The sequence below is a fragment of the Colwellia demingiae genome, from assembly GCF_007954275.1.
GTDB classification, from domain to species: Bacteria; Pseudomonadota; Gammaproteobacteria; order Enterobacterales; family Alteromonadaceae; genus Colwellia; species Colwellia demingiae.
Genome location: NZ_VOLT01000008.1, coordinates 25,628 through 44,891, shown reverse-complemented (window position 1 = coordinate 44,891; position 19,264 = coordinate 25,628). Strand labels below are relative to the sequence as shown.

The following is a 19,264-nucleotide window of genomic DNA, read 5'->3' as shown; positions in this document are numbered from 1 at the left end:
AAGGTTGCTGAAAAGGCTTTATTACCAATAAAGCGCGAGAATACCTCATATTGCTATTCCTAAAATAAAGAAAAGTAAAGATTGTGTAAAGGTAGGAACTCTTCCCTAAAGTGGCTATCTATTGCTGCATAACATTCGCCAACAAATTGTTGCAACTTTACATTATGGAAAACAAATGACGACACTTAAAACCCTACAAGCCTTAAAGAGCTGCTTTGCTGCCGGCATATTATTATTTATCTTACTGGGCTGTGATTCTAGTGACGATGGTAGCGGAGAGGGCTACGTTAAACTCTATAATTTATCGAAAGACTCACCCAGTATTTATTTGACCGTAGATGAAAACCTTACTGAGGATAACGATGATGATGACCATTTTGAACAAACCTTTTCGGCTATTATCTATGGTAATGCCCATAGTAATATCAGCTTAACAAGCCAAGATTATTACTATCAGTTAGCTTGGCAAGATGATGACAGCTCTGCGACCGATGATCTGTCAGTTATTTATGAGAGTAGCATCGTTTTAGCTGAAGATACTATCCATATGATAGTACTTAGCGATAGCATTTTATCTCCACAAGTTATGGTGCACAGTATCCCTGTTATTGATGATGACGATGACACTAGTAACGATCTTTTTAATCTTAGGGTGCTAAATATGCATTCAAACCAACAAGCTGTAGATTTTTATCTCTCTAAGGACAATGAAAGTTTTACTGAAGCCACTTTAGTTGGTCAATACAGTTATCAGCAATTATCCGATAATCAAAAACTTGACCAAGATGATTATATTTTTTATATCACAAAGGCAGGTAGCGATGAGGTGTTATTCACATCAAGTAGTATCCCTTTTGCTTATAGCTCTCAGAATATTATGATTGTAAGAGATAACAGCGGTGCGGGCACATCACCTTATGTGCTAGATATAATGTCAGACTCTACGGTCATTAACTATGTAGACGATAAAGCTGAAGCACAATTTAGCGCTTATAATGCCGTTGCTAATCATGAGTTACTAAGTAACTACCAACAAGCTTTTGCATTACATATTAACGGTGTAGATGATAACCCTGCGATTGCTTTTCTGCCCTATGGTGAAGTGAGTAATGCACTAATCTTAGCAAGTGGTGACTACAGCGTAGATCTCACCAATACTGAGAACAATATCCCGTTACTAAGTAATCATTTATTATCTTTAGTTGAAAACACCAATAAAACCCTGTTTTTCTATGCTGAGCAAGAATATATCGATACCGATAACGATGGTAACATCGATGAAAATGGTGATGGCATTATTGATGAAATTGAAGTTAACCTATTCTCTTTGATGGTTGAAAATAGTTCACTGACCAGTATTTACGAGCATGAAATTGAAATAGTTAACTTAATTCAATCTGATGATTTTTCCCAAGTAGCTGTTTATTTTGTTAGACAAGATGAAATCATAGACTCTGCCACTTATAACCGTGAAATAAATTACAAAAGCACCAATTCAATTTTCTTAAAAAACAACAGTTATCAAGTTTTTGTTGTTGCTGAGGACAATAGTAGTTCAATCATTTTAAGCTCATTTGAATTAATACTGAATGAGCAATCCAAAGAGCAATTTTTAATACTTGAAACAAGTGAAGATTCGCCCACGGGCTATAAAGCAACAATGTTTACGCAAACTCCTGATCAAGAATCAGAGTAAGCCGCATGTTAACAACAGAAAAACACGTAACCCCAGACAAAATGCTCATTGCCCAAGTTGAGTTAAATTTTTTAAATCGTTCTGTGCTGTTTTTAGGTAAGTCGGTTACGACGACTGGATTAGAGTTTAATCTACTGGCTGTACTTATGAACGATGCCGGTTCGTTGGTTTCAAGAGAGGTTATTGCTCAGCGCATTTTTCAGCGTAAGCTTGATAGCTGTGATAAAAGTATTAATAGTCACATGGCCAATTTAAGAAAGAAGCTATTGGTTATTTCTTCGCGCCCTGTTATTAAAACAGTTAAGGGACAGGGATATATATTCTTAACGTCTTCTTTTGCTACGCCTGTTAATGCTTAAACAAAAATGTCCCCCCAAAGGTGTTTCGCACTTTTGAGGGGACATTTAATTAGATAATATATTGTGCGGTATAGTTAAACAGAAAAGTTAAACGCTTATGCGCTTGCTTCTGTCATTATGCTGCTACTGCCAGTTTTGGCTAGTTCTGCTAAATCTTTATCAACGAAGAATAAAGCATGACCATCATTACCTACTAAATTGATTTTATCTAAAATACCTTTGAATAACGTTTCTTCTTCATGTTGCTCAGCAACATACCACTGTAGGAAGTTAAACGTAGAGTAATCTTGATTAGTAAATGCTTCATGAGCCAATGAGTTAATGCGCTCAGTGATTAAACACTCATGCTCGTAAGTTAGTTCGAATAATTGACCTAAGCTTTCAAATTCATGTGGTGGCGCATCTATAGCACCAATAATAGGTAAAGCACCCGTTTCACTCACGTAAGTAAATAAACGATTCATATGCTGAATTTCTTCATTAGCATGTTTACGTAAAAACTCTGCACCACCGGCAAAACCTTTTTCTTCACACCATGCACTCATTTGTAAGTACAAGTTTGAAGAGTAAAATTCTAAATTAAGTTGTTGATTTAACTTTTCTACCATTTCAGCTTTTAACATGATTTTGCCTTAAAGATTTTAATTGGGTGAATTCTGCCTTTTTATCACTATTGATTCAAGTAATAAATCGTATCGCTTCAATTTTACAAACATAAAAAAACCTTATTAACCAAGTGGTTAATAAGGTACATTATTCTTATTCGTGTTCTTAAACTGATTGCTTTAAGTATCAGCTTTCATGAACGTTCTTAATACGTTAACCGTTATTTAGGCATTAAAGCTGGTCGAGAATAACTTCAGCTTTACTGACTTCAAACGATTTAGGCTCCTCTACATGCAAGCTGATTACTTCACCATTATCTATAATCATGGCGTAACGCTGAGAGCGAACACCACCAAAAGTAGCCGTATCCATGCTTAAACCGAGTGCTTTAGTATAGCTACCATCACCATCGGCTAACATCATAATATTTTCAGCGTTTTGCGACTCACCCCAAGCATTCATAACAAAAGCATCGTTTACTGATAAACAAATTATCGCGTCTACGCCTTTAGCTTTTAACTCATCTGCTGAAACTACATATCCGGGTAGGTGTGCCGCAGAGCACGTTGGTGTGAAAGCACCAGGAACAGCAAATAACACCACCTTTTTAGTCGCAAAAAGTTCAGCGGTATTATGCGTGATCATCTCGCCATTTTTTAATTCTTGCAGTTCGCCTACTGGCATTAGTTGGTTTTGTTCGATCATGAAAACACCTTTATGAGTTTGTGAGAAATTTGCATAAATCACTGAGTGGTTTACGCAGGTATAAATTAATTATAGCTAGCTTAACAAACTTGAACTTATTAAGACGCTTTTTTAAGTGTCAGTCCAATATCATTCACCTGATTACTGACATCAACCGAAATCACATTCGATAATTGCTGTGAGTCGCTGACTTCTTTATCGACATTGGCCATGGCTTGCTCAAAGGCGATAAAGTGTGTGCGTTGCAGGGTGATTTGCTCAAGAGTATCTTGAGCAACCGTTGCAGAAACTTGCGCTTGTCCTGTTACCGCTAACGCGGTTTCTTGCAATTCATCAGCAATAATACGTTGATTATTTGATGCTTTTTCTATGTCGTTAATAATACCTTCAATTGAATTACTGGCACTTTGTAGTTGGTTTAAGCGTGCTGAAATTTGTTTGAGCGATTCCTGGGTTTTACCCGCAAGTTGGCGTACTTCATCGGCAACTACAGAAAAACCGCGGCCATGCTCACCTGCTCTTGCCGCTTCGATGGCGGCATTAAGCGCCAACAAGTTAGTTTGATCCGCAATAGCGCTAATCACATCAACAATAGAAGTAACCGACTCAACCGAATGAAATAGTGAAGTAATGGCGCCTTTACTTTCCTTTGCTGCCAAATTGGTAGATTCACTTGCCGCCAGTACTTGTGAAACATGATGCTGACTTACTTCCATTGCTTGTTTGGTTGCCTGGGCATTGTTAACGACTTGACCTGATAGGGTATTCACTGTTTCGGTTGCCCTACCTAAGGCTTCCATAATTTTTCTTGCTCCTTGGACATGCTCGCTGGTGGTATGCGATGACTGATAAATGCTTTTGACTTGGCTTTCCATTGTCGTTAATGCTTTAGCGACTAAGTCTAATTGCTGTGCTTTATCTTTATCATCTTGCGCTAGCTTATTAACCATATGATTAAAGCTAGTGGAGATCTCACCAAATTCCGTTCTTTTATCAATATTGATAATATTGTCTACTTTTCCCTGCCCGACTAATTGCACAAAACTATCACGTAAATTACGTAACGGTTGCAGAATAACACTACGCTGCAGCCAATAATTTACTAAGAGAAATATCACTAAAAAGATAAGCAGCCCGATGACAATAATATAAAGCTGTTCATTCATTTTCTCTTGCTGTTGTGAAATATTCGCTTCACCTTCCATGATCGCTTTTTCAATATTGCCCACTTGCTCAGCCAACAGTGCAAAGCCCATTTTTCGTTGTTGCTGTTGAGCTAGGGTATTTTGCAGTTCTCGTTGATAACGATTGAATAATGACTGTAATTCATTAATGGCTTCAAGACTCAGATCTTGTTTTTCTTCTTCATCACCGAGTAAATCTTCACTTTCATCAAGAATGTCTTCATCACCTTCTGCATAAATAGCTAACGCAGGTTGTGTTGATAAGAAACGGCCTAAGCTTTGAAGCTCTTTTAGAAGAGGGTTTATCGATTGGGTATTTGATAGTTGTTGGGTAAAAATAGCTTCTCTAGCACTCACTAAGTCTGCAATTAACTTTCCTACAGCCTGCGTTGTAATAAGGTAATTTAACTGCTGTTTTAACGATAGTATTTGAGTCTTTTGTACGTATTGCGATAAATCGTTATTAAGCGCGAGCATTTCTTGTTCGCCATTACGCAAGAGCACTAAGGGGTCACCACTGAGTTTACCCATAGCACGAAATTTGGTATCAATATTATTGGCGAGTGCCTGTGCTTGCGAGTCTATTTGCTTAGAGAGTTTATCGATATTTAAGCTATAAGTATTTTTCACAATACTAGTAAGTTGTTTTTGTGCCTTGTTTAACAAAGCCGCATCACCGGTTTGTAAATACTCAACAATAGTGCGATTAAACTTAACCGTTGTTAAAGAAATAAGTGCCTGATAGCCTTTATACTGCGCCCGACTTTCACTTAACGATTCACCTACGTGATACATAGTTGCCATAAAAATAGCGGTAAAAACACTGATTGCCGTCACAGACAAACGGGAAAAGCTAGAGACGCGCATAGCATGAATGCCTTTGAAGTAAATAAAGGCAATAGTCACTCATTTTTATGACAGTAAGGTTACATAATTGTGACGTATTTATGTAAAGTTTGAAATGACGGTACTAAGAAGTAGGTTTTGGGATTGCCTGTTTAACATAAACATCAAAGCGATTTTTTTTCATATTGATGCTCATCGATGGTTTTTTATTTGCCAGTGGCGGTGCATAACTTGGACGTTTTACCACAACGCGATATTTTGCTAACGCTAATGCTGGTTCAAGTAAATCATCTGCATCAAGGTCTTCACCAACAAGTGATTGGAAAATTCGCATTTCTTTTTTAACCGCTGCGGATTTTTCACGATGCGGATACATTGGATCTAAATACACGACATCAGGTTCAGTAGCTAAGTCGACTTCTTCTAGTGATGAACCGTGAATTAACTGCATGTTATTGGCAATATCGGCAACTTCATGATTTAGTTTTGCGCGCTCAATCCCATCATCTAGAAGTGCAGCCACAACAGGCATGCGCTCTAATAAAGTTAACTTACAACCAAGGCTAGCTAATACAAATGCGTCTCTGCCAAGTCCTGCTGTCGCATCTAAAACATGTGGCTTAAAGCCATGTTTTAAGCCAACGGCTTTGGCAATATCTTGGCCTCGACCGCCACCAAATTTACGTCGATGTGCGACTGCACCCTCAACAAAGTCTACCTTGATAGCGCCCAGCTTAGGTTCATCTAACTTACAAAGCTCTAAGGCGTGATGATGCATTTGCAACATAAATTCAAGTTTTGGCTGTTTACTGGCAGCGGCAACATGGCCTAGGTAGTTAAACTGCCATTTTTTGGCAAGACGTTTAGCGTATTCACTATCTACGCTATCTACGTAACCAAGGGCGATGTTGCTTAAATGTTCGCTGGCAATAATCGGGCTCATTAGTTTCCTATATGCTTGCCTAAGAAAGACAAGTTCTTTGGGTTTAATTTTATAATATTGTCTTCATTATAAAGCTTTGTCTTTCACTAACCACTCAAATGGCTAGTTAATTGTTAGTAAAGTGACTTTTAATGAAATTTTTCCTTGCTGCCTATTAACATTGCCACTGAATTTATATTAAAATAAAACAACTTGCTCTTTATTCACACAAATAGATAATAAGTGACTGAGTAATTGGTTTACTTTAATATCACAGGAAAGCTTTTGTCATTATCGGATGCTGTAAATAAACACCCAAAAAGCCCAAACCCACAGCTTTGTGCCGTGACCTTATTAGGTAATTTAGTAGCAACACCTGATATTCGTTATCGTGCTAATCCTGCGACCGCAGTGACTGAAATTGTATTAGCTACATCCAGTAAATGGCTAGATAAAAGCACTAATAAGTATAAAGAGTGGACTAGCTACCATCATGTAAAAGTAGAAGGTGAATTGGTCGAATTGGCATTACTAAATGCCAATAAGGGTGACATAATTTTACTGCATGGCTATTTAAGTAATATCAAACCAAAATCAACAGATAAAAGCACTAATCACCTAGGTATTGTACACGCAAATTTTGTACAAAAATTTGACAAGGGTTATACACAAGCAATCAATCAAATTCATTGTAGTGCCCAATTAACATCAAAACCAAAACTGATGTTAACCGAACAAAGTAAGAGTATTACCCAAGCAAATATTGTCATTAACCAGCATATCTATAATACCGATAAGCAAGTGTGGCAGACAATGTCAGTAGAACGAGCCATTCATGTTTGGGGAAAACAAGCGCAATATCTAGCAGAACATGGCGACATTGGTGATGAGCTGATGTTAGAAGGAAAATTAAGTTACACCAGTGGTGTTAACAAAGATCAGTTTATTGAAGTAAAAAATGTGCATTTATTTAAAGGCACATAAAGAAAAAGATAAAAATTCGTTAACAAAATACTGAACTATGGATGACTCAATTTAATGCTTATCGCAAAGAGCGCGACCTTTTTTATTTTTTCCTTATGTCTGTTTTTCGTCAGTGGTGCTAATGGTGCCAGTAAAGAAAAGCAATATTTATTACAAAAAATAGCGCAAGCCCCGCAATTAGAAACAGAAAACGATCAGTGGTTGTTACTGCTGGAACAGCCAGGAAATAGTCAGTTCTATTACCTGGCAAATAAGCGAGGTAAAATTTATCAGCTGGAACAAGATAGTCCTGATAACACTGCTTTATTATTAGATTTACAGCTTTTTTCTTCTAAAGAATCCATGCTTCAACTGACCGCTTTCACCTTACATCCTAACTTTTCATTACGTGATCAAGCAGGTTTTGGCACTTTCTACACTGCCCATGTTGAAAAAGTTATTAACAAAAGAAAAAGAAAACGCTTAAACGATTCTGCTGTCACCACGCCACTTTCTTATGATGCCATAGTGACCGAGTGGCGGTTAAATGTAACCAAGCAAGTCGATGAATCAAGTCAACGTGAAGTTTTAAGAATAGCCATTCCCACATTAGAAAGCGGAATCAGGCAATTGAACTTTAATCCTTACAGTAAATCATGGCATGAAGACTTTGCTCAGCTTTATATCTCACTGTCACAGAGCCTAGAACTAAAGCAACATCCACTTTATTCAGGTGCCATCTTACGTATTCACCCACAACGAAACGGTATCAAAAGTTATAGCGTACCTCACGACAATCCTTATTACGCGAATGAAAAATTTGAAAAGGCACTGTATTTATTCGGTGCAGGCAACATAAACCAATTTATTTGGCCCGATAGATATGCCACTAAGTTATTGATATCACATCAGTACAACTTTAATAACATAGTAAGGCATTGGCTATCTTATAGTGATGGTGGCGAGGACTGGCGCAAGCAAGCACCTATAAAGTTTTTGTATCAAAATAAAAATATATTAGCTGCCAATAGTTTATTAGTCTACCGAGGGCAAAATGCACCTTCATTACGTAACAAGTTATTATTATTAACAAAAAATGAAAAGCAATGGCAACTCAACTCACTATCACATGAAATTTCACCTGAGATAGCACTTGAGAACGATCAGTCCATTAAACAGCAAAAAGCACTTTCTGCTCCAACAATAGAATGGCTATTAAAGCAACAAGCATTGCAAGCAAATAACTTAACTCTCTACCGTGATAATCGAGGGGAACTACTGTTTTTCAATGAAGATTCTGGTGCTATATACCAACTATTTCAACAAGATATCAGTTTAGCCGCAAAAGAAAGCCAACAAAGTGGACCCAGCGGTCTGACTTTCTTCTTTATTCTAGTTCTATTTGTGCTTCTCGGCTATATTTTGTATCAGATGAAGGCACAACAGAAATCGGCTAAGGCCTTCGTTCGCCGTGAATTTTCTAATCTAGCATTAACTGAAGACAAATTATCAATAAAGCTATTTAAACGCCATGAAAAAGAAGCAGAAAAGGTCATTGCACTAGCTGATGTGAATCAGTGCCAAATATTGCTTGGTGATTTGGTTATTGCGACAATTAATACCACCTTAGGACACGGCTTTGACGAAGAATATGAACAGGCATTACGCGAAATATTTCATATTGAGCAAATTGCTAAAATGACCGACGGCAAAGTTCGTCGTATTAACTTAGCGCTTCATACCGAATCAAAAAAGAAACACATAATTTGTTTATATTTACGCAAAGGCAGCGATAGAATAACTAAAAAAGGTTACTTTACCGTGGTCGATGAGACCATTGATTGGTGTTGGATCATTGCCAAACATATCAATAGCGAGCAAACAGGAGTACGTTCTTTCAAACCTACATTGACTACTGATGCAGCGCATACTGAACATAAAACTCATGATGATACTCCGCTACACAAACAAGCATCGATTATTCGCCCAGCAACTCGGCTTCATTCAGTAATCGATGTGATAGCACCTGAAAAAATAGTAGAAGTGACTAAATCTCAAAGAAATGACGAGGTAATCACGTTATCTGACAGTCATGACACTGCAGCGATAGAATTAGCCAGAGTAGAAACTGATTTGGTAAACGCATTAGAAAAATTAGTTAAGCTACGACAACAAGGTTTTTTAACTGCTGATGAATTTGAGCAAGCGAAAACCAAGTTATACCATTTTAATTAAACTTATGATTTTAAAAGTGCGTAGAAAAAAATTAAAGCAGATAATCAAAGTAATATCATTCAATGCTTGGATTATTTCACAAGGTATATACCCGTAATCATTCAAAATGCTCGATTCAGAGTGCTTGAGAAAATCTAGTTTGAGGCGCGTTAATTAAATCATGGTCATTCCCTATTTATTTGACGCAACAATGAAATAGGTTTACTCATGCACTTCTACGATGGGGCTAAAAACGATTTATACTTCGTTATTGATTTTGTCAATGGAACAACCATTATCTGCAATCAATGCCTTGTCTAAATCGTTTTTTTCTCCCACTGAAACATGCATTTTGAATGGTCACGGGTATAAATAGCACTTAATCATTAATTCATTTGGTATAACTATGCTTTCCAAGTTTCTCTTATTTTCCGCCCGTTTATCGACCACTAAAATGCTGGCGAGCCTCATCATAATAATTATTATCGCGACAGGTTTATATCAATGGCTGATTCATACGCCAGTATTTTCGCCATCTCTAAGCGCAATACCGACCACAACAGAAAGTGGTTTCAGTTTAAGTAACTGGACAATCAACTTGGTTGAAAAACTAAACTGGCAGAAAGACGACAGTTCAATTTTTTTCAATGCAGGGTTACTGTTTGTTTTTTTATCCTTGGCAACCAGTGTAGGTTTACCCAGACAAATTGCCGCTTTAGTTGCGGGCATTAATTTAGGTGCATTCATAGGCATATTTGTTGCCACCTTGGCAGCCACGCTCGGCTGCTTCATCACTTTTAGTATCGCTCGTTATTTGTTGAGGGATTGCATTACCCGTAAATACCCTAGTAAGCTTGCACAGTTATCCGCGTTTCTTGGTGACCAAACCTTTTTGAAAGCGATTGTGATTCGAATATTACCTTTAGGAAGTAATTTTATAACCAATATTATTGCAGGCGTTAGCAAGGTCTCAATGCCCGCTTATGTTAGTGGTTCTTTTGTCGGTTTTATCCCACAAATGGTTATATTCTCGCTTGCCGGCAGTGGTATACGTTTAGGGGCACAAAATGAATTAATTGCTAGCGCAACATTATTTGTTATTGCCCTTATATTGACAGCCTACCTCGTGAAAAAGCATAAACTAAAAACTAGAAATAACACTCTGACATGATTTAGAGCTTCAACTACTTAGCTCACAATAAAAGGCTTTGCTCAATTTTATGATGAATATCCGCTGCTTCAACTAGAGATTTTGCGGTTAAGTTCTCCACGCTATAAACTTCAGTAGACACGCCATATTTTTCGCGTACTTTTCGTAGTAACAAATCAAAATCGCCATCCCCTGAAAGTAAGATCACGGTATCAACCTCGGCTGCAGCTTCCATAATATCGATAGTAATACCGACATCCCAATCGCCTTTAGCCGAACCGTCACGACGTTGAATATAAGGCTTTAACTTAACGTCAAAACCAATATGTTTAAGCGCTTTTTGAAATTTATGCTGTTGATCATCACTACGTTGTATAGCATAAGCATTGGCGATAGTGATCTCGCCTTGTGCCATCAATTCTTGCCATAATAAGCGGTAGTTAAATTGCTTAGCAAAGGTATCTCGGGTGGTGTAATAAATATTCTGTACATCGACAAATACGGCAATTTTCTTCAATGTGAACTCCTGAAATTAAAGGCATTTAATCCACTAATAATAGTGTGCTACCACTATATACCACTATATACCACTCTGTATGAAGAAGTGCACACTTAGAAAGGTGTGAGCAATATTAGAACAAGAAAAATCAGCACTTTCTTATACGGATTGGTATTCTCCACAAACCAAGACAATTTTGACTAATGATGTTAAAATTCAACTTTTATAGCTGTTAATGACTAAACCGAGCGATACAACATGTTGGCCTTACGTTCTTTTTTCTACTTATTATTAAAATTTCCTCTTAAGTTACTGGTTCGTTGTAAAATTATTACGGACAGTCAAAATATTACAGATCAGCCAAATCAGCCTATTTTTTACATTGTTCGTCATCAATCGGCATCTGACCTTTTAGCGTTGCAAAGTGCCTGTCTGAAACAAAATCTTCCAGATCCTCTTGGGAGAGTAACGATTAACGGCCAAAACTTTAATCGCACTTTATGCTTGGCAAAATCAACACCACTTTGTTCATGGCGTAAAAGCAGCAAAACAACGGCAACAGCACAAGGTTTAGCGCTATTAAATCAACATGTCATTGATGAAAATCTCGATGCGAAGTTAATCCCAGCCAATTTAATTTGGGGAAGAACGCCGACTAAAGAACGTAAGAACCTTAATATAGGTACTTTGCTAGCCGATCAAGAATCGCCTAATTGGTTACGAAAATTCTTCATCGTTCTATTTTTAGGTCGTGATACTTTAGTGCGATTTAGCGAAGCTTTTTCTTTACGTAATATCTCTGACAACCATGGTAGCGATGAAGCTGCTGCTCATAAATTTTTGCGCGTTGCTCGCTTCCATTTTCATCGTCAAACCATTGCGGCTAAAGGCCCTAGGTTAATGCATCGTAAGCAAATGTTTACCGCTTTATTTGCTAACCCATCAGTCAAACGTATTATTAGTGATGAAGCAAAAAACAAAAAAGTTTCTGAAGCTGAAATAAAGAAAAAAGCGTTAGTCATTATGAATGAAATCGCTGGTGACTACAGTGTTTCTTGGTTACGTTTTGGTGAAATAATTTTGCATTGGTTATGGAAACGCTTATACAGCGCTATTAAGGTAAGCAACGCCAAAGTATTACGTAAATTGGCTCAAGATGGCCATGAGATCATTTATGTCCCTTGTCATCGTAGCCACATGGATTATTTATTACTTTCTTATGTAATTTTACAAGAAGGTCTAGTGATGCCAAGGATTGCCGCGGGTATTAACTTAAATTTCTGGCCTGCAGGTACCGTATTTAGAAAAGGTGGTGCATTTTTCATTCGCCGTAGTTTTGGTGGTAACCGTTTATATTCCACTATTTTCCGTGAATATTTAGGCCTTTTATTTGAACGTGGTTATGGTGTTAAATATTATACCGAAGGTGGTCGTAGTCGCACTGGTAGAGTGCTAGCACCTAAAACCGGTATGTTAGCAATGACCATTCAAAGCTTACTACGTGGTATTGATAGACCACTGACCCTAGTACCTGTTTACTTAGGTTATGAGCATGTTATGGAAGTAGGCACTTACCATAAAGAATTAAGTGGTAGCGAGAAAAAGAATGAATCGATGTTTGGTGTATTAAAAGCCATTAAGAGTTTGCGTAACTATGGAAATGGTTATGTAAATTTTGGTGAACCGATGAACATTAACGAATTTTTAAATAAACAAGTACCTGATTGGAAAGACTCTATTGACCCTATTGACCCGCAGAAACCTACTTGGTTAACACCGACGGTCAATGTACTTGCTGACCGAGTAATGGAGAACATAAATAAGAGTGCTGCTTTAAATGGTGTTGCTTTAATTGCCTTGATCCTACACGCCAGCAAAAATAAAGCCCTATCTACATTGGAATTAGAAACACAGCTTGATTTTTTCTTAAATATACAGCGCCAAGCCCCCTTTAGTGAACAACTTACTATTCCTGAAGAGACAGGTGCAGAGTTACTAACTCACGTTATTTCTCTTAATAAAGTAACGATTACTGAAGATAGTTTTGGCAGCTTGGTTTCACTCTCTGAAACCGCTAATTTAGAGATGCGCTATTACCGTAATAATATTTTGCATACTTATGTGGTACCAGCCATGGTTTGCCGCTTACTTGATAAGCATAGTAAAATCAATCAAGACGACTTAGTGTTAAAAGTTCAAAACTTAACTGCATTACTCAAAGAAGATTTATACCTCTATCAAGATAACAAGCACGTTGAACAGCAAACCTTACGGGCCCTTACGGTACTAAAAGAGATGGAAATCGCTAAGCAAAGTAAAGCTGGTTTTTGGTCACTTACTGACGATCTAGGGCTACTCAGTCGAGTACACGCCATGGCTGAGTGTATCGACGAGAGTTTGCAACGCCTCGCGATTATTACCTCACTTGCAAGTCGTTTAGCGCCTTTAAGTAAGCGTGATTTAGAAACTAAGGTTGTGGCGATTGCTAAACGTTTATCGGTATTAAACAATATTAATGCGCCTGAATTTATCGACAAACGTGCTCAATCTACGTTAATTGCCACTATTCGTGAGCAAGGTTATATTGATCTCAATGACGACGGCTTGCTAGTCACCAGTGATAGCATGGCTGAATTAAAAGCCACTGTAATTAATTTAGTGGATATTGAAGTACTGCAAAGTATTGCTCGTTAAGCCTTTTACTGCTTTAAGACCAATCAGCATAAAGAAGTGACACTTTCTTATTCTGATTGGTATAACGAAAACACCACAGTGTATTGAACCAGTGGTGTTTTTTTTGGTCTATAGTATTATTCATTAACATTAAAAGAACTGAATACACTGTGTTAAAAGGACCTTACACTGCCATTGTTATATCTGTACTACTGCATTCATTACTTTTATTGGCATTAATCTACAGTGCAACAAAACAACCTAAGGTTATCAAGCTAGATAAACCTAAGAGCACACCAATCAAAAGCTTTTTATACTCAGCACCTAAAAAAATCGAAGTTAAACAAAACACTGTTATAAAAAGTACGAATGAAAAAAAACCGTCACAAAAGATTGAACAAAAGCAAGCCGCCCCTAAAAAAACTGTCCAAACTGAACGTTCAACAACAGAAGCTAAAAAACCAGTAACTAAGCCAGTAACTAAGACGCTTTCTACACAAGTTACTAATGCTGTTAAAAGTGAAACAGTGACAACTAAAAATAAGGTTTCAGGCGCAAGCAGAGGTAGCTTTTCTAGTTATGACCGTTTATCACGCTTAAGGCAAAAACTAGATAACCAACAACGCGAACAAGCTTTTTCTGAGCTAACTCAACCGCGATCTACTTCAGAGATGGATGGAGAGCCCTTTCCAGTGCCAAAAACCATAGTGCCACTCACGGTTGAGCAGCGGCAGAAACTTAATACCAGCAGCTCCCATGTCGGCTCTATCACCAAAAATGACAACGGCACTTGTACTATATATCGTGAACAAGTCTTAGGCAGCCCTGTGCATGCAACAACGGCTTCTTTTGCTTGTGGTGAAAGTAAGTTTGATAAAAGTTTTAGAGAGCATATGGAGAGGGTACAGGCTAAATTTAAAGTGCCTAATAAATAAATGTTTTATACCAGCACTATGCCGGTATAAAACATTATTGTATTACTGTAAGAGTAGATGTCTTAGTTAAGAAATAATTAAGTACTCAGGAAAAAACACCACTAATAGCAACACGGCTATTTGCATCAAAATAAAGGGGATCACTCCTTTATATATCGTGGTGGTTTTAAGATATTTCGGCGCTACACCTTTGAGATAAAATAAACTAAAACCAAAGGGTGGTGTTAAAAATGAAGTTTGTAAGTTCATAGAAATTAAAATAGCAAACCACACTAAGTTAATATCTAACGCTATTGCAACAGGCAGTAAAATTGGTACCACTAAGAAAGCGATTTCAATGAAATCGATAAAGAAGCCTAGAATCAAAATTGCGAACATCGCCAATGCAATAAATGTCCATTTACCACCGGGGAGCTCCATAAAAAACTCTTCAATGAGATACTCGCTGCCCGAATAACTAAACACCATAGAAAATGCCGTGGCGCCAATTAATACCGCAAAAACCATTGAAGTAACTTTTACTGTTTCTTTTGAAATTTCATGCATTTTGCCAATAGAAAAGCTGCCATATAATATCGATAAGATAACGGCACCAACTGCACCGATGGCGGCAGATTCTGTTGGTGTGGCGATACCAGCAAAAATAGAACCAAGTACGGTTAAAATAAGTACTAGAGGCGGTACAATATCTTTAAGTGCCTGTACTAGCAGTTCACGTTTGTTTTCAGTGACAACTAACGGTGGTACAAATTCAGGCTTAAATTTGCCTAAAATTAAGATGTATATGACATAAGTAACAACCAGTAGCATTCCTGGCAGAACGGCCGCTCGGAATAAGTCGCCAACGGGCACTCCCATAACATCGCCTAAAATAATTAAAATTATCGAAGGCGGAATAATTTGTCCTAAGGTACCAGACGCGCAAATTACACCCGTTGCCGTAGGTTGATGGTAGTTGTTTTTTAACATTACGGGTAAGGAAATAACCCCCATAGCGACAACACTCGCCCCCACTACACCCGTTGATGCCGCTAATAAAGCACCCACAATGATAGTAGAAATGGCAACACCTCCGGCAATACCGCCAAAGAGTTTAGCCGCAGACTCCAGTAACCGCTCCGCTAGTCCTGTTTTTTGTAACACTATCCCCATAAAAATAAACATGGGCACAGCCATTAAAATTGTGTTCTCCATAATGCTCATAATGCGATAAGGCATAAACGCGAATAAGTCTGCCCCTAATACAATAGTGCCAACAATGAGTGAAACACCCGCAAAGGTAAATGCGACCGAATAGCCGAGAAATAAACACACGAGGGCAATAGCAAAAAGTACAATACCTGTCATTATTGCTCCCCTGTTTCAGGCTGAGTTGGCGCAATGAAAGTTTTCAACTGAGTCACCACCACATGGAAAATAGCTAGAATCAAAAATAGTGAAGAAAGAGGAATAACGCTTCGTACTATCCAACGATGTGGTAAACCACCAGGATCTCCACTACCCTCACCCATTTGATAGGCTTCAAAGGTATAGTCCCAGCTGTAATAAAGCGTAAGTATAGTGATAGGTAATGCTAAAACCAACGAACCAAAAATATTGATTAAGGCTTGATTTTTCGCTGACATGGCCTCGTAAAAAATATCTACTCGCACATGACCATCTTCTTTTAGGGTATAAGCAATGCCAAACATAAACATGGCAGCAAATAGGTGCCATTCCAATTCTTGCATGCCAATACTGACATCATTAAAAAAGTAGCGCATGATCACGTCATAAAAAACATTTATGATCATTAAAATCATAAGCAAACTACAAAAATTACCTAGAACATCGATAATTTTTCCTGAAATTTTTAACACTTTATCCATTTAATTTCTCAGTTAGTAATACTACCTTACCAATGCAATGTAGGAATGCACCCATTAGTAATAAAAATCAGTGGGTTAAATATGCCCACTGATTTTATTTTTTAAACAATTTGTCATACTAATAACAAATATTACTTGCCATCAAAATTATCCAGATAGGCTCTATCTGATAAATTAGTCCAAGCCCGTACCTGATGCTTATAATCATTTAGCGATTTAAGAATTTCTGCTGTCATAGGATCTTTAGCAGCAAATTCCTCTAATAACTCATCATTTGCTTGCACAATGGCTTCCATTACCGGTTTAGGGAATGAGCGCATTTGCACATTCGGGTAATCTTTTTTCATTGAGGCTAAGTTCACACCACTAGCATGCATCGATTGCGAATACATATCATAAGCGGCAGCTTTCATAGCAACAGTTAATATTTTTTGTAAGTCTTTTGGTAGGGTGTTGTAGGCTTTTTGGTTGACCATAAATTGCAACTCAGTACCTGGCTCATGCCAACCTGTGTAGTAATAAGGTGCTATTTTATGAAAACCCATACGTAAATCTAAAGAAGGACCAACCCACTCTAATGCATCAATAGTGTTACGTTCCAAGGCAGTATAAAGCTCACCTGATGGAATGTTTGTTGGCTTGGCACCGAGTTTTGCTAATACTTCTCCAGCAAAACCTGGTATACGCATTTTCAAACCTTTCAGGTCTTCAACACTATTAATTTCTTTTTTGAACCAACCGCCCATTTGGTTACCCGTATTACCACCTGGGAATGACATGATGCCATATTGATCATACACCTTTTTCATTAACTCCATGCCGCCACCGTAGTAGAACCAAGCATGTTGTTCAGAAGCTATCATGCCAAAAGGTACGGTAGTAAAAAACATGGTATTAAAGTTTTTACCTTTCCAATAATAGGAAGCAGAATGGCCCATTTGGTATTGACCACTTTTTACAAAGTCAAAAATACCCAATGCAGATTTATGCTTATTCGAAGAATCAATGCGAATGGTCAGGCGACCATTTGACATTTCTTTTACCATTTTGGCCATATTTTTAGTGGCATCACCAAAAATAGGAAAATTAGGTCCCCAAGTTTCAGCTAAGCGCCAACGATATTTTTTATCATCGTCAGCATGGGCTAAAGCTGAAAGCCCCAGCGAGGATAATCCAAGCGACACTACCAGTGCAGCTTTTACGAAAATTGATTTTTTCATCTGTGCTTCCCTTTAACTTATTGTCATTAATTATTTTTATATGAGAACGTCTTTTTATATTAGAACTTAAGCTTATACCGTACTTTTATTAAACAGCGTAACTAAATATATAGTAGTTACATCATCCATTGTCTAGCCTAACGACTATTAGCGAATAAACAAGCGCGCTAGAAGCGATAACACTAATTAACACTAGTTTTCTATAAATAACTTAGGCATTATGCCAAGGGCAGTAAAACAATAATAATAAAAAAACCAAGAGATACAATAAGATGGCAACTGAGTTATTCATTTGGCATACACTAAGCGATGCTTTAAGTGATTTTAAAAGCGGTTTAAGTCTCGCCCAAAATAGTGGCGCTGAAAGCTTATTAGTACTTACGTGTAGCCAAAACAATTACCCTGAAGAAGAACTCAACGCTCTATTTCATGCGTGCCCACTAAAGCTCTTTGGTGGCATTTATCCTATGCTGACTCTAAAAGGCGACTTAATTAAACAAGGCGCATTGATAGTTGGCTTTAAAGAAACATTTGATGTAACCCTGTTCTCTCAACTTAATCAAGTAACACATGAAAGTTGCTTAGAAGAACTCATTACCTCGACACTTCAAGAAAAGAATAACTTCTGTGGGCAAGATGATTTTTTGATGTTTTATGATGCGCTAATAAGCAACATTGAAGGCTTTATTGATTGTCTTTTTGAACATTTAGACCACGGGATCAATATTGCTGGCGGTGGTGCCGGCAATTTAGACTTTATCCAACGCCATTGCATCTTTACCAACTCAGGTGTTCATAGCGATGCTATTCTATTAGTCGCTCTACCAACAACACTTAATACCAGCGTGGCGCATGGCTGGGAGACATTTGACGAGCCCTTTTTGGTGTCTGAAGCACAAGGGCAAACTGTTCAAAGCTTAAATTATCAACCTGCTTATGAGGTTTATTGCCAAACCATTGAAAATGCCACCGCATACAAGTTCAATAATACTGATTTTTTTGATATTGCTAAGAATTTTCCATTAGGTATTAAGGATATCAATAATAATATAATTGTTCGCGACCCTATTTTAGCTAAAAATAATCACTTACAATGTTTTGGTAATATCCCAATTAATTCAATGGTGTATTTACTTGAAGGTAATATAGATAGCTTAGTGGCCTCAACAGAAAAAGCAGCGGTCTCCTTACTTTCTAAACTGAACAAGACAACAATTGCAACAACTATGGTCTTCGATTGCATTAGCAGGGCCTTATTTATGGAAGATGAGTTTGAAAAGGAACTCAATGTCATCGCTGAACATTGCCATTCAGGTGCATTATTCGGGGTACTTTCGTTAGGGGAAATAGCCAATAGTCAAAGTGGCGCTATTCGTCTTCTCAATAAATCAATTGTAATTAGCTCTTGGTAGCAACTAGGCAGG

The 19,264-nt window shown here is 37.6% G+C and carries 16 protein-coding genes; 8 read left to right on the top strand and 8 right to left on the bottom strand.

The window, feature by feature from the left end:
• Positions 1-175: 175 nt before the first annotated feature.
• Positions 176-1,696 carry a DUF4397 domain-containing protein gene (locus ESZ36_RS15415; RefSeq protein ID WP_146789527.1) on the top strand — a complete coding sequence of 507 codons (1,521 nt, stop codon included), beginning with the start codon at positions 176-178 and terminating at the stop codon, positions 1,694-1,696.
• A 5-nt stretch (positions 1,697-1,701) separates the two neighbouring features.
• Entirely contained in the window at positions 1,702-2,055 is a 354-nt protein-coding gene (locus ESZ36_RS15410) for a winged helix-turn-helix domain-containing protein (protein ID WP_146789525.1), read from the top strand.
• Between the two features lie 95 nt (positions 2,056-2,150).
• On the opposite strand, the gene ftnA is transcribed toward ESZ36_RS15410, so the two are convergent.
• The 4 genes from ftnA to ESZ36_RS15390 all read right to left on the bottom strand — a co-directional run bounded on the left by ftnA (position 2,151) and on the right by ESZ36_RS15390 (position 6,339).
• Positions 2,151-2,678, bottom strand: coding sequence for a non-heme ferritin (ftnA, locus tag ESZ36_RS15405; RefSeq protein ID WP_011041017.1), 528 nt, complete (start codon positions 2,676-2,678; stop codon positions 2,151-2,153).
• 214 nt (positions 2,679-2,892) lie between these two features.
• Positions 2,893-3,366, bottom strand: coding sequence for a peroxiredoxin (locus ESZ36_RS15400; protein ID WP_146789523.1), 474 nt, complete (start codon positions 3,364-3,366; stop codon positions 2,893-2,895).
• Between the two features lie 98 nt (positions 3,367-3,464).
• On the bottom strand, positions 3,465-5,417 hold the full coding sequence (locus tag ESZ36_RS15395) for a methyl-accepting chemotaxis protein (protein ID WP_146789521.1): 1,953 nt from the start codon (positions 5,415-5,417) through the stop codon (positions 3,465-3,467).
• A gap of 103 nt (positions 5,418-5,520) precedes the next feature.
• On the bottom strand, positions 5,521-6,339 hold the full coding sequence (locus tag ESZ36_RS15390) for a class I SAM-dependent methyltransferase (RefSeq protein WP_146789519.1): 819 nt from the start codon (positions 6,337-6,339) through the stop codon (positions 5,521-5,523).
• A gap of 264 nt (positions 6,340-6,603) precedes the next feature.
• On the opposite strand from ESZ36_RS15390, the gene ESZ36_RS15385 reads away from it, so the two are divergent.
• From ESZ36_RS15385 to ESZ36_RS15375, 3 genes are all read left to right on the top strand, one after another.
• Positions 6,604-7,302, top strand: a complete 699-nt coding sequence (locus tag ESZ36_RS15385; RefSeq protein ID WP_146789517.1) for a single-stranded DNA-binding protein — start codon at positions 6,604-6,606, stop codon at positions 7,300-7,302.
• A 54-nt stretch (positions 7,303-7,356) separates the two neighbouring features.
• Positions 7,357-9,516 (top strand): SHOCT domain-containing protein, encoded by a 2,160-nt coding sequence (locus ESZ36_RS15380; RefSeq protein WP_146789515.1) that lies wholly within the window; start codon positions 7,357-7,359, stop codon positions 9,514-9,516.
• 385 nt (positions 9,517-9,901) lie between these two features.
• Positions 9,902-10,666 carry a TVP38/TMEM64 family protein gene (locus ESZ36_RS15375; RefSeq protein ID WP_146789513.1) on the top strand — a complete coding sequence of 255 codons (765 nt, stop codon included), beginning with the start codon at positions 9,902-9,904 and terminating at the stop codon, positions 10,664-10,666.
• Between the two features lie 22 nt (positions 10,667-10,688).
• On the opposite strand, the gene ESZ36_RS15370 is transcribed toward ESZ36_RS15375, so the two are convergent.
• Positions 10,689-11,162 (bottom strand): NYN domain-containing protein, encoded by a 474-nt coding sequence (locus ESZ36_RS15370; protein ID WP_146789511.1) that lies wholly within the window; start codon positions 11,160-11,162, stop codon positions 10,689-10,691.
• A gap of 240 nt (positions 11,163-11,402) precedes the next feature.
• Between ESZ36_RS15370 and plsB the strand changes: the two genes are divergently transcribed.
• Together plsB and ESZ36_RS15360 are read left to right on the top strand one after the other, a co-directional pair.
• The gene (gene plsB, locus ESZ36_RS15365) at positions 11,403-13,838 is read left to right on the top strand and encodes a glycerol-3-phosphate 1-O-acyltransferase PlsB (protein ID WP_146789509.1); all 2,436 of its coding nucleotides are present in this window, start codon (positions 11,403-11,405) and stop codon (positions 13,836-13,838) included.
• A 149-nt stretch (positions 13,839-13,987) separates the two neighbouring features.
• Positions 13,988-14,752 carry a hypothetical protein gene (locus ESZ36_RS15360; protein WP_146789507.1) on the top strand — a complete coding sequence of 255 codons (765 nt, stop codon included), beginning with the start codon at positions 13,988-13,990 and terminating at the stop codon, positions 14,750-14,752.
• 66 nt (positions 14,753-14,818) lie between these two features.
• Here the strand turns inward: ESZ36_RS15360 and ESZ36_RS15355 are convergent, their stop codons facing one another.
• The 3 genes from ESZ36_RS15355 to ESZ36_RS15345 form a co-directional block, all read right to left on the bottom strand.
• Positions 14,819-16,099, bottom strand: a complete 1,281-nt coding sequence (locus ESZ36_RS15355; RefSeq protein WP_146789505.1) for a TRAP transporter large permease — start codon at positions 16,097-16,099, stop codon at positions 14,819-14,821.
• Positions 16,099-16,620 (bottom strand): TRAP transporter small permease subunit, encoded by a 522-nt coding sequence (locus ESZ36_RS15350; RefSeq protein ID WP_146789502.1) that lies wholly within the window; start codon positions 16,618-16,620, stop codon positions 16,099-16,101. The genes ESZ36_RS15355 and ESZ36_RS15350 overlap by 1 nt, the downstream gene beginning before the upstream one ends.
• 131 nt (positions 16,621-16,751) lie before the next feature.
• The gene (locus tag ESZ36_RS15345; protein ID WP_146789501.1) at positions 16,752-17,840 is read right to left on the bottom strand and encodes a TRAP transporter substrate-binding protein; all 1,089 of its coding nucleotides are present in this window, start codon (positions 17,838-17,840) and stop codon (positions 16,752-16,754) included.
• A gap of 272 nt (positions 17,841-18,112) precedes the next feature.
• Here ESZ36_RS15345 and ESZ36_RS15340 point away from each other — a divergent pair, with 272 nt between their 5' ends.
• Complete coding sequence (locus ESZ36_RS15340) at positions 18,113-19,252, top strand: FIST signal transduction protein (protein ID WP_146789499.1); 1,140 nt, start codon at positions 18,113-18,115, stop codon at positions 19,250-19,252.
• Positions 19,253-19,264 lie beyond the last annotated feature (12 nt).

Excerpts from the sequence above, each read along its gene's own strand:
- ESZ36_RS15350 (WP_146789502.1), bottom strand. The coding sequence starts at position 16,620 with ATGGATAAAGTGTTAAAAATTTCAGGAAAAATTATCGATGTTCTAGGT.
- ESZ36_RS15340 (WP_146789499.1), top strand. The coding sequence starts at position 18,113 with ATGGCAACTGAGTTATTCATTTGGCATACACTAAGCGATGCTTTAAGT.
- ESZ36_RS15415 (WP_146789527.1), top strand. The coding sequence starts at position 176 with ATGACGACACTTAAAACCCTACAAGCCTTAAAGAGCTGCTTTGCTGCC.
- ESZ36_RS15375 (WP_146789513.1), top strand. The coding sequence starts at position 9,902 with ATGCTTTCCAAGTTTCTCTTATTTTCCGCCCGTTTATCGACCACTAAA.
- ESZ36_RS15355 (WP_146789505.1), bottom strand. The coding sequence starts at position 16,099 with ATGACAGGTATTGTACTTTTTGCTATTGCCCTCGTGTGTTTATTTCTC.
- ESZ36_RS15380 (WP_146789515.1), top strand. The coding sequence starts at position 7,357 with ATGCTTATCGCAAAGAGCGCGACCTTTTTTATTTTTTCCTTATGTCTG.
- ESZ36_RS15390 (WP_146789519.1), bottom strand. The coding sequence starts at position 6,339 with ATGAGCCCGATTATTGCCAGCGAACATTTAAGCAACATCGCCCTTGGT.
- ftnA (WP_011041017.1), bottom strand. The coding sequence starts at position 2,678 with ATGTTAAAAGCTGAAATGGTAGAAAAGTTAAATCAACAACTTAATTTA.
- ESZ36_RS15400 (WP_146789523.1), bottom strand. The coding sequence starts at position 3,366 with ATGATCGAACAAAACCAACTAATGCCAGTAGGCGAACTGCAAGAATTA.
- ESZ36_RS15395 (WP_146789521.1), bottom strand. The coding sequence starts at position 5,417 with ATGCGCGTCTCTAGCTTTTCCCGTTTGTCTGTGACGGCAATCAGTGTT.
- ESZ36_RS15410 (WP_146789525.1), top strand. The coding sequence starts at position 1,702 with ATGTTAACAACAGAAAAACACGTAACCCCAGACAAAATGCTCATTGCC.
- plsB (WP_146789509.1), top strand. The coding sequence starts at position 11,403 with ATGTTGGCCTTACGTTCTTTTTTCTACTTATTATTAAAATTTCCTCTT.
- ESZ36_RS15345 (WP_146789501.1), bottom strand. The coding sequence starts at position 17,840 with ATGAAAAAATCAATTTTCGTAAAAGCTGCACTGGTAGTGTCGCTTGGA.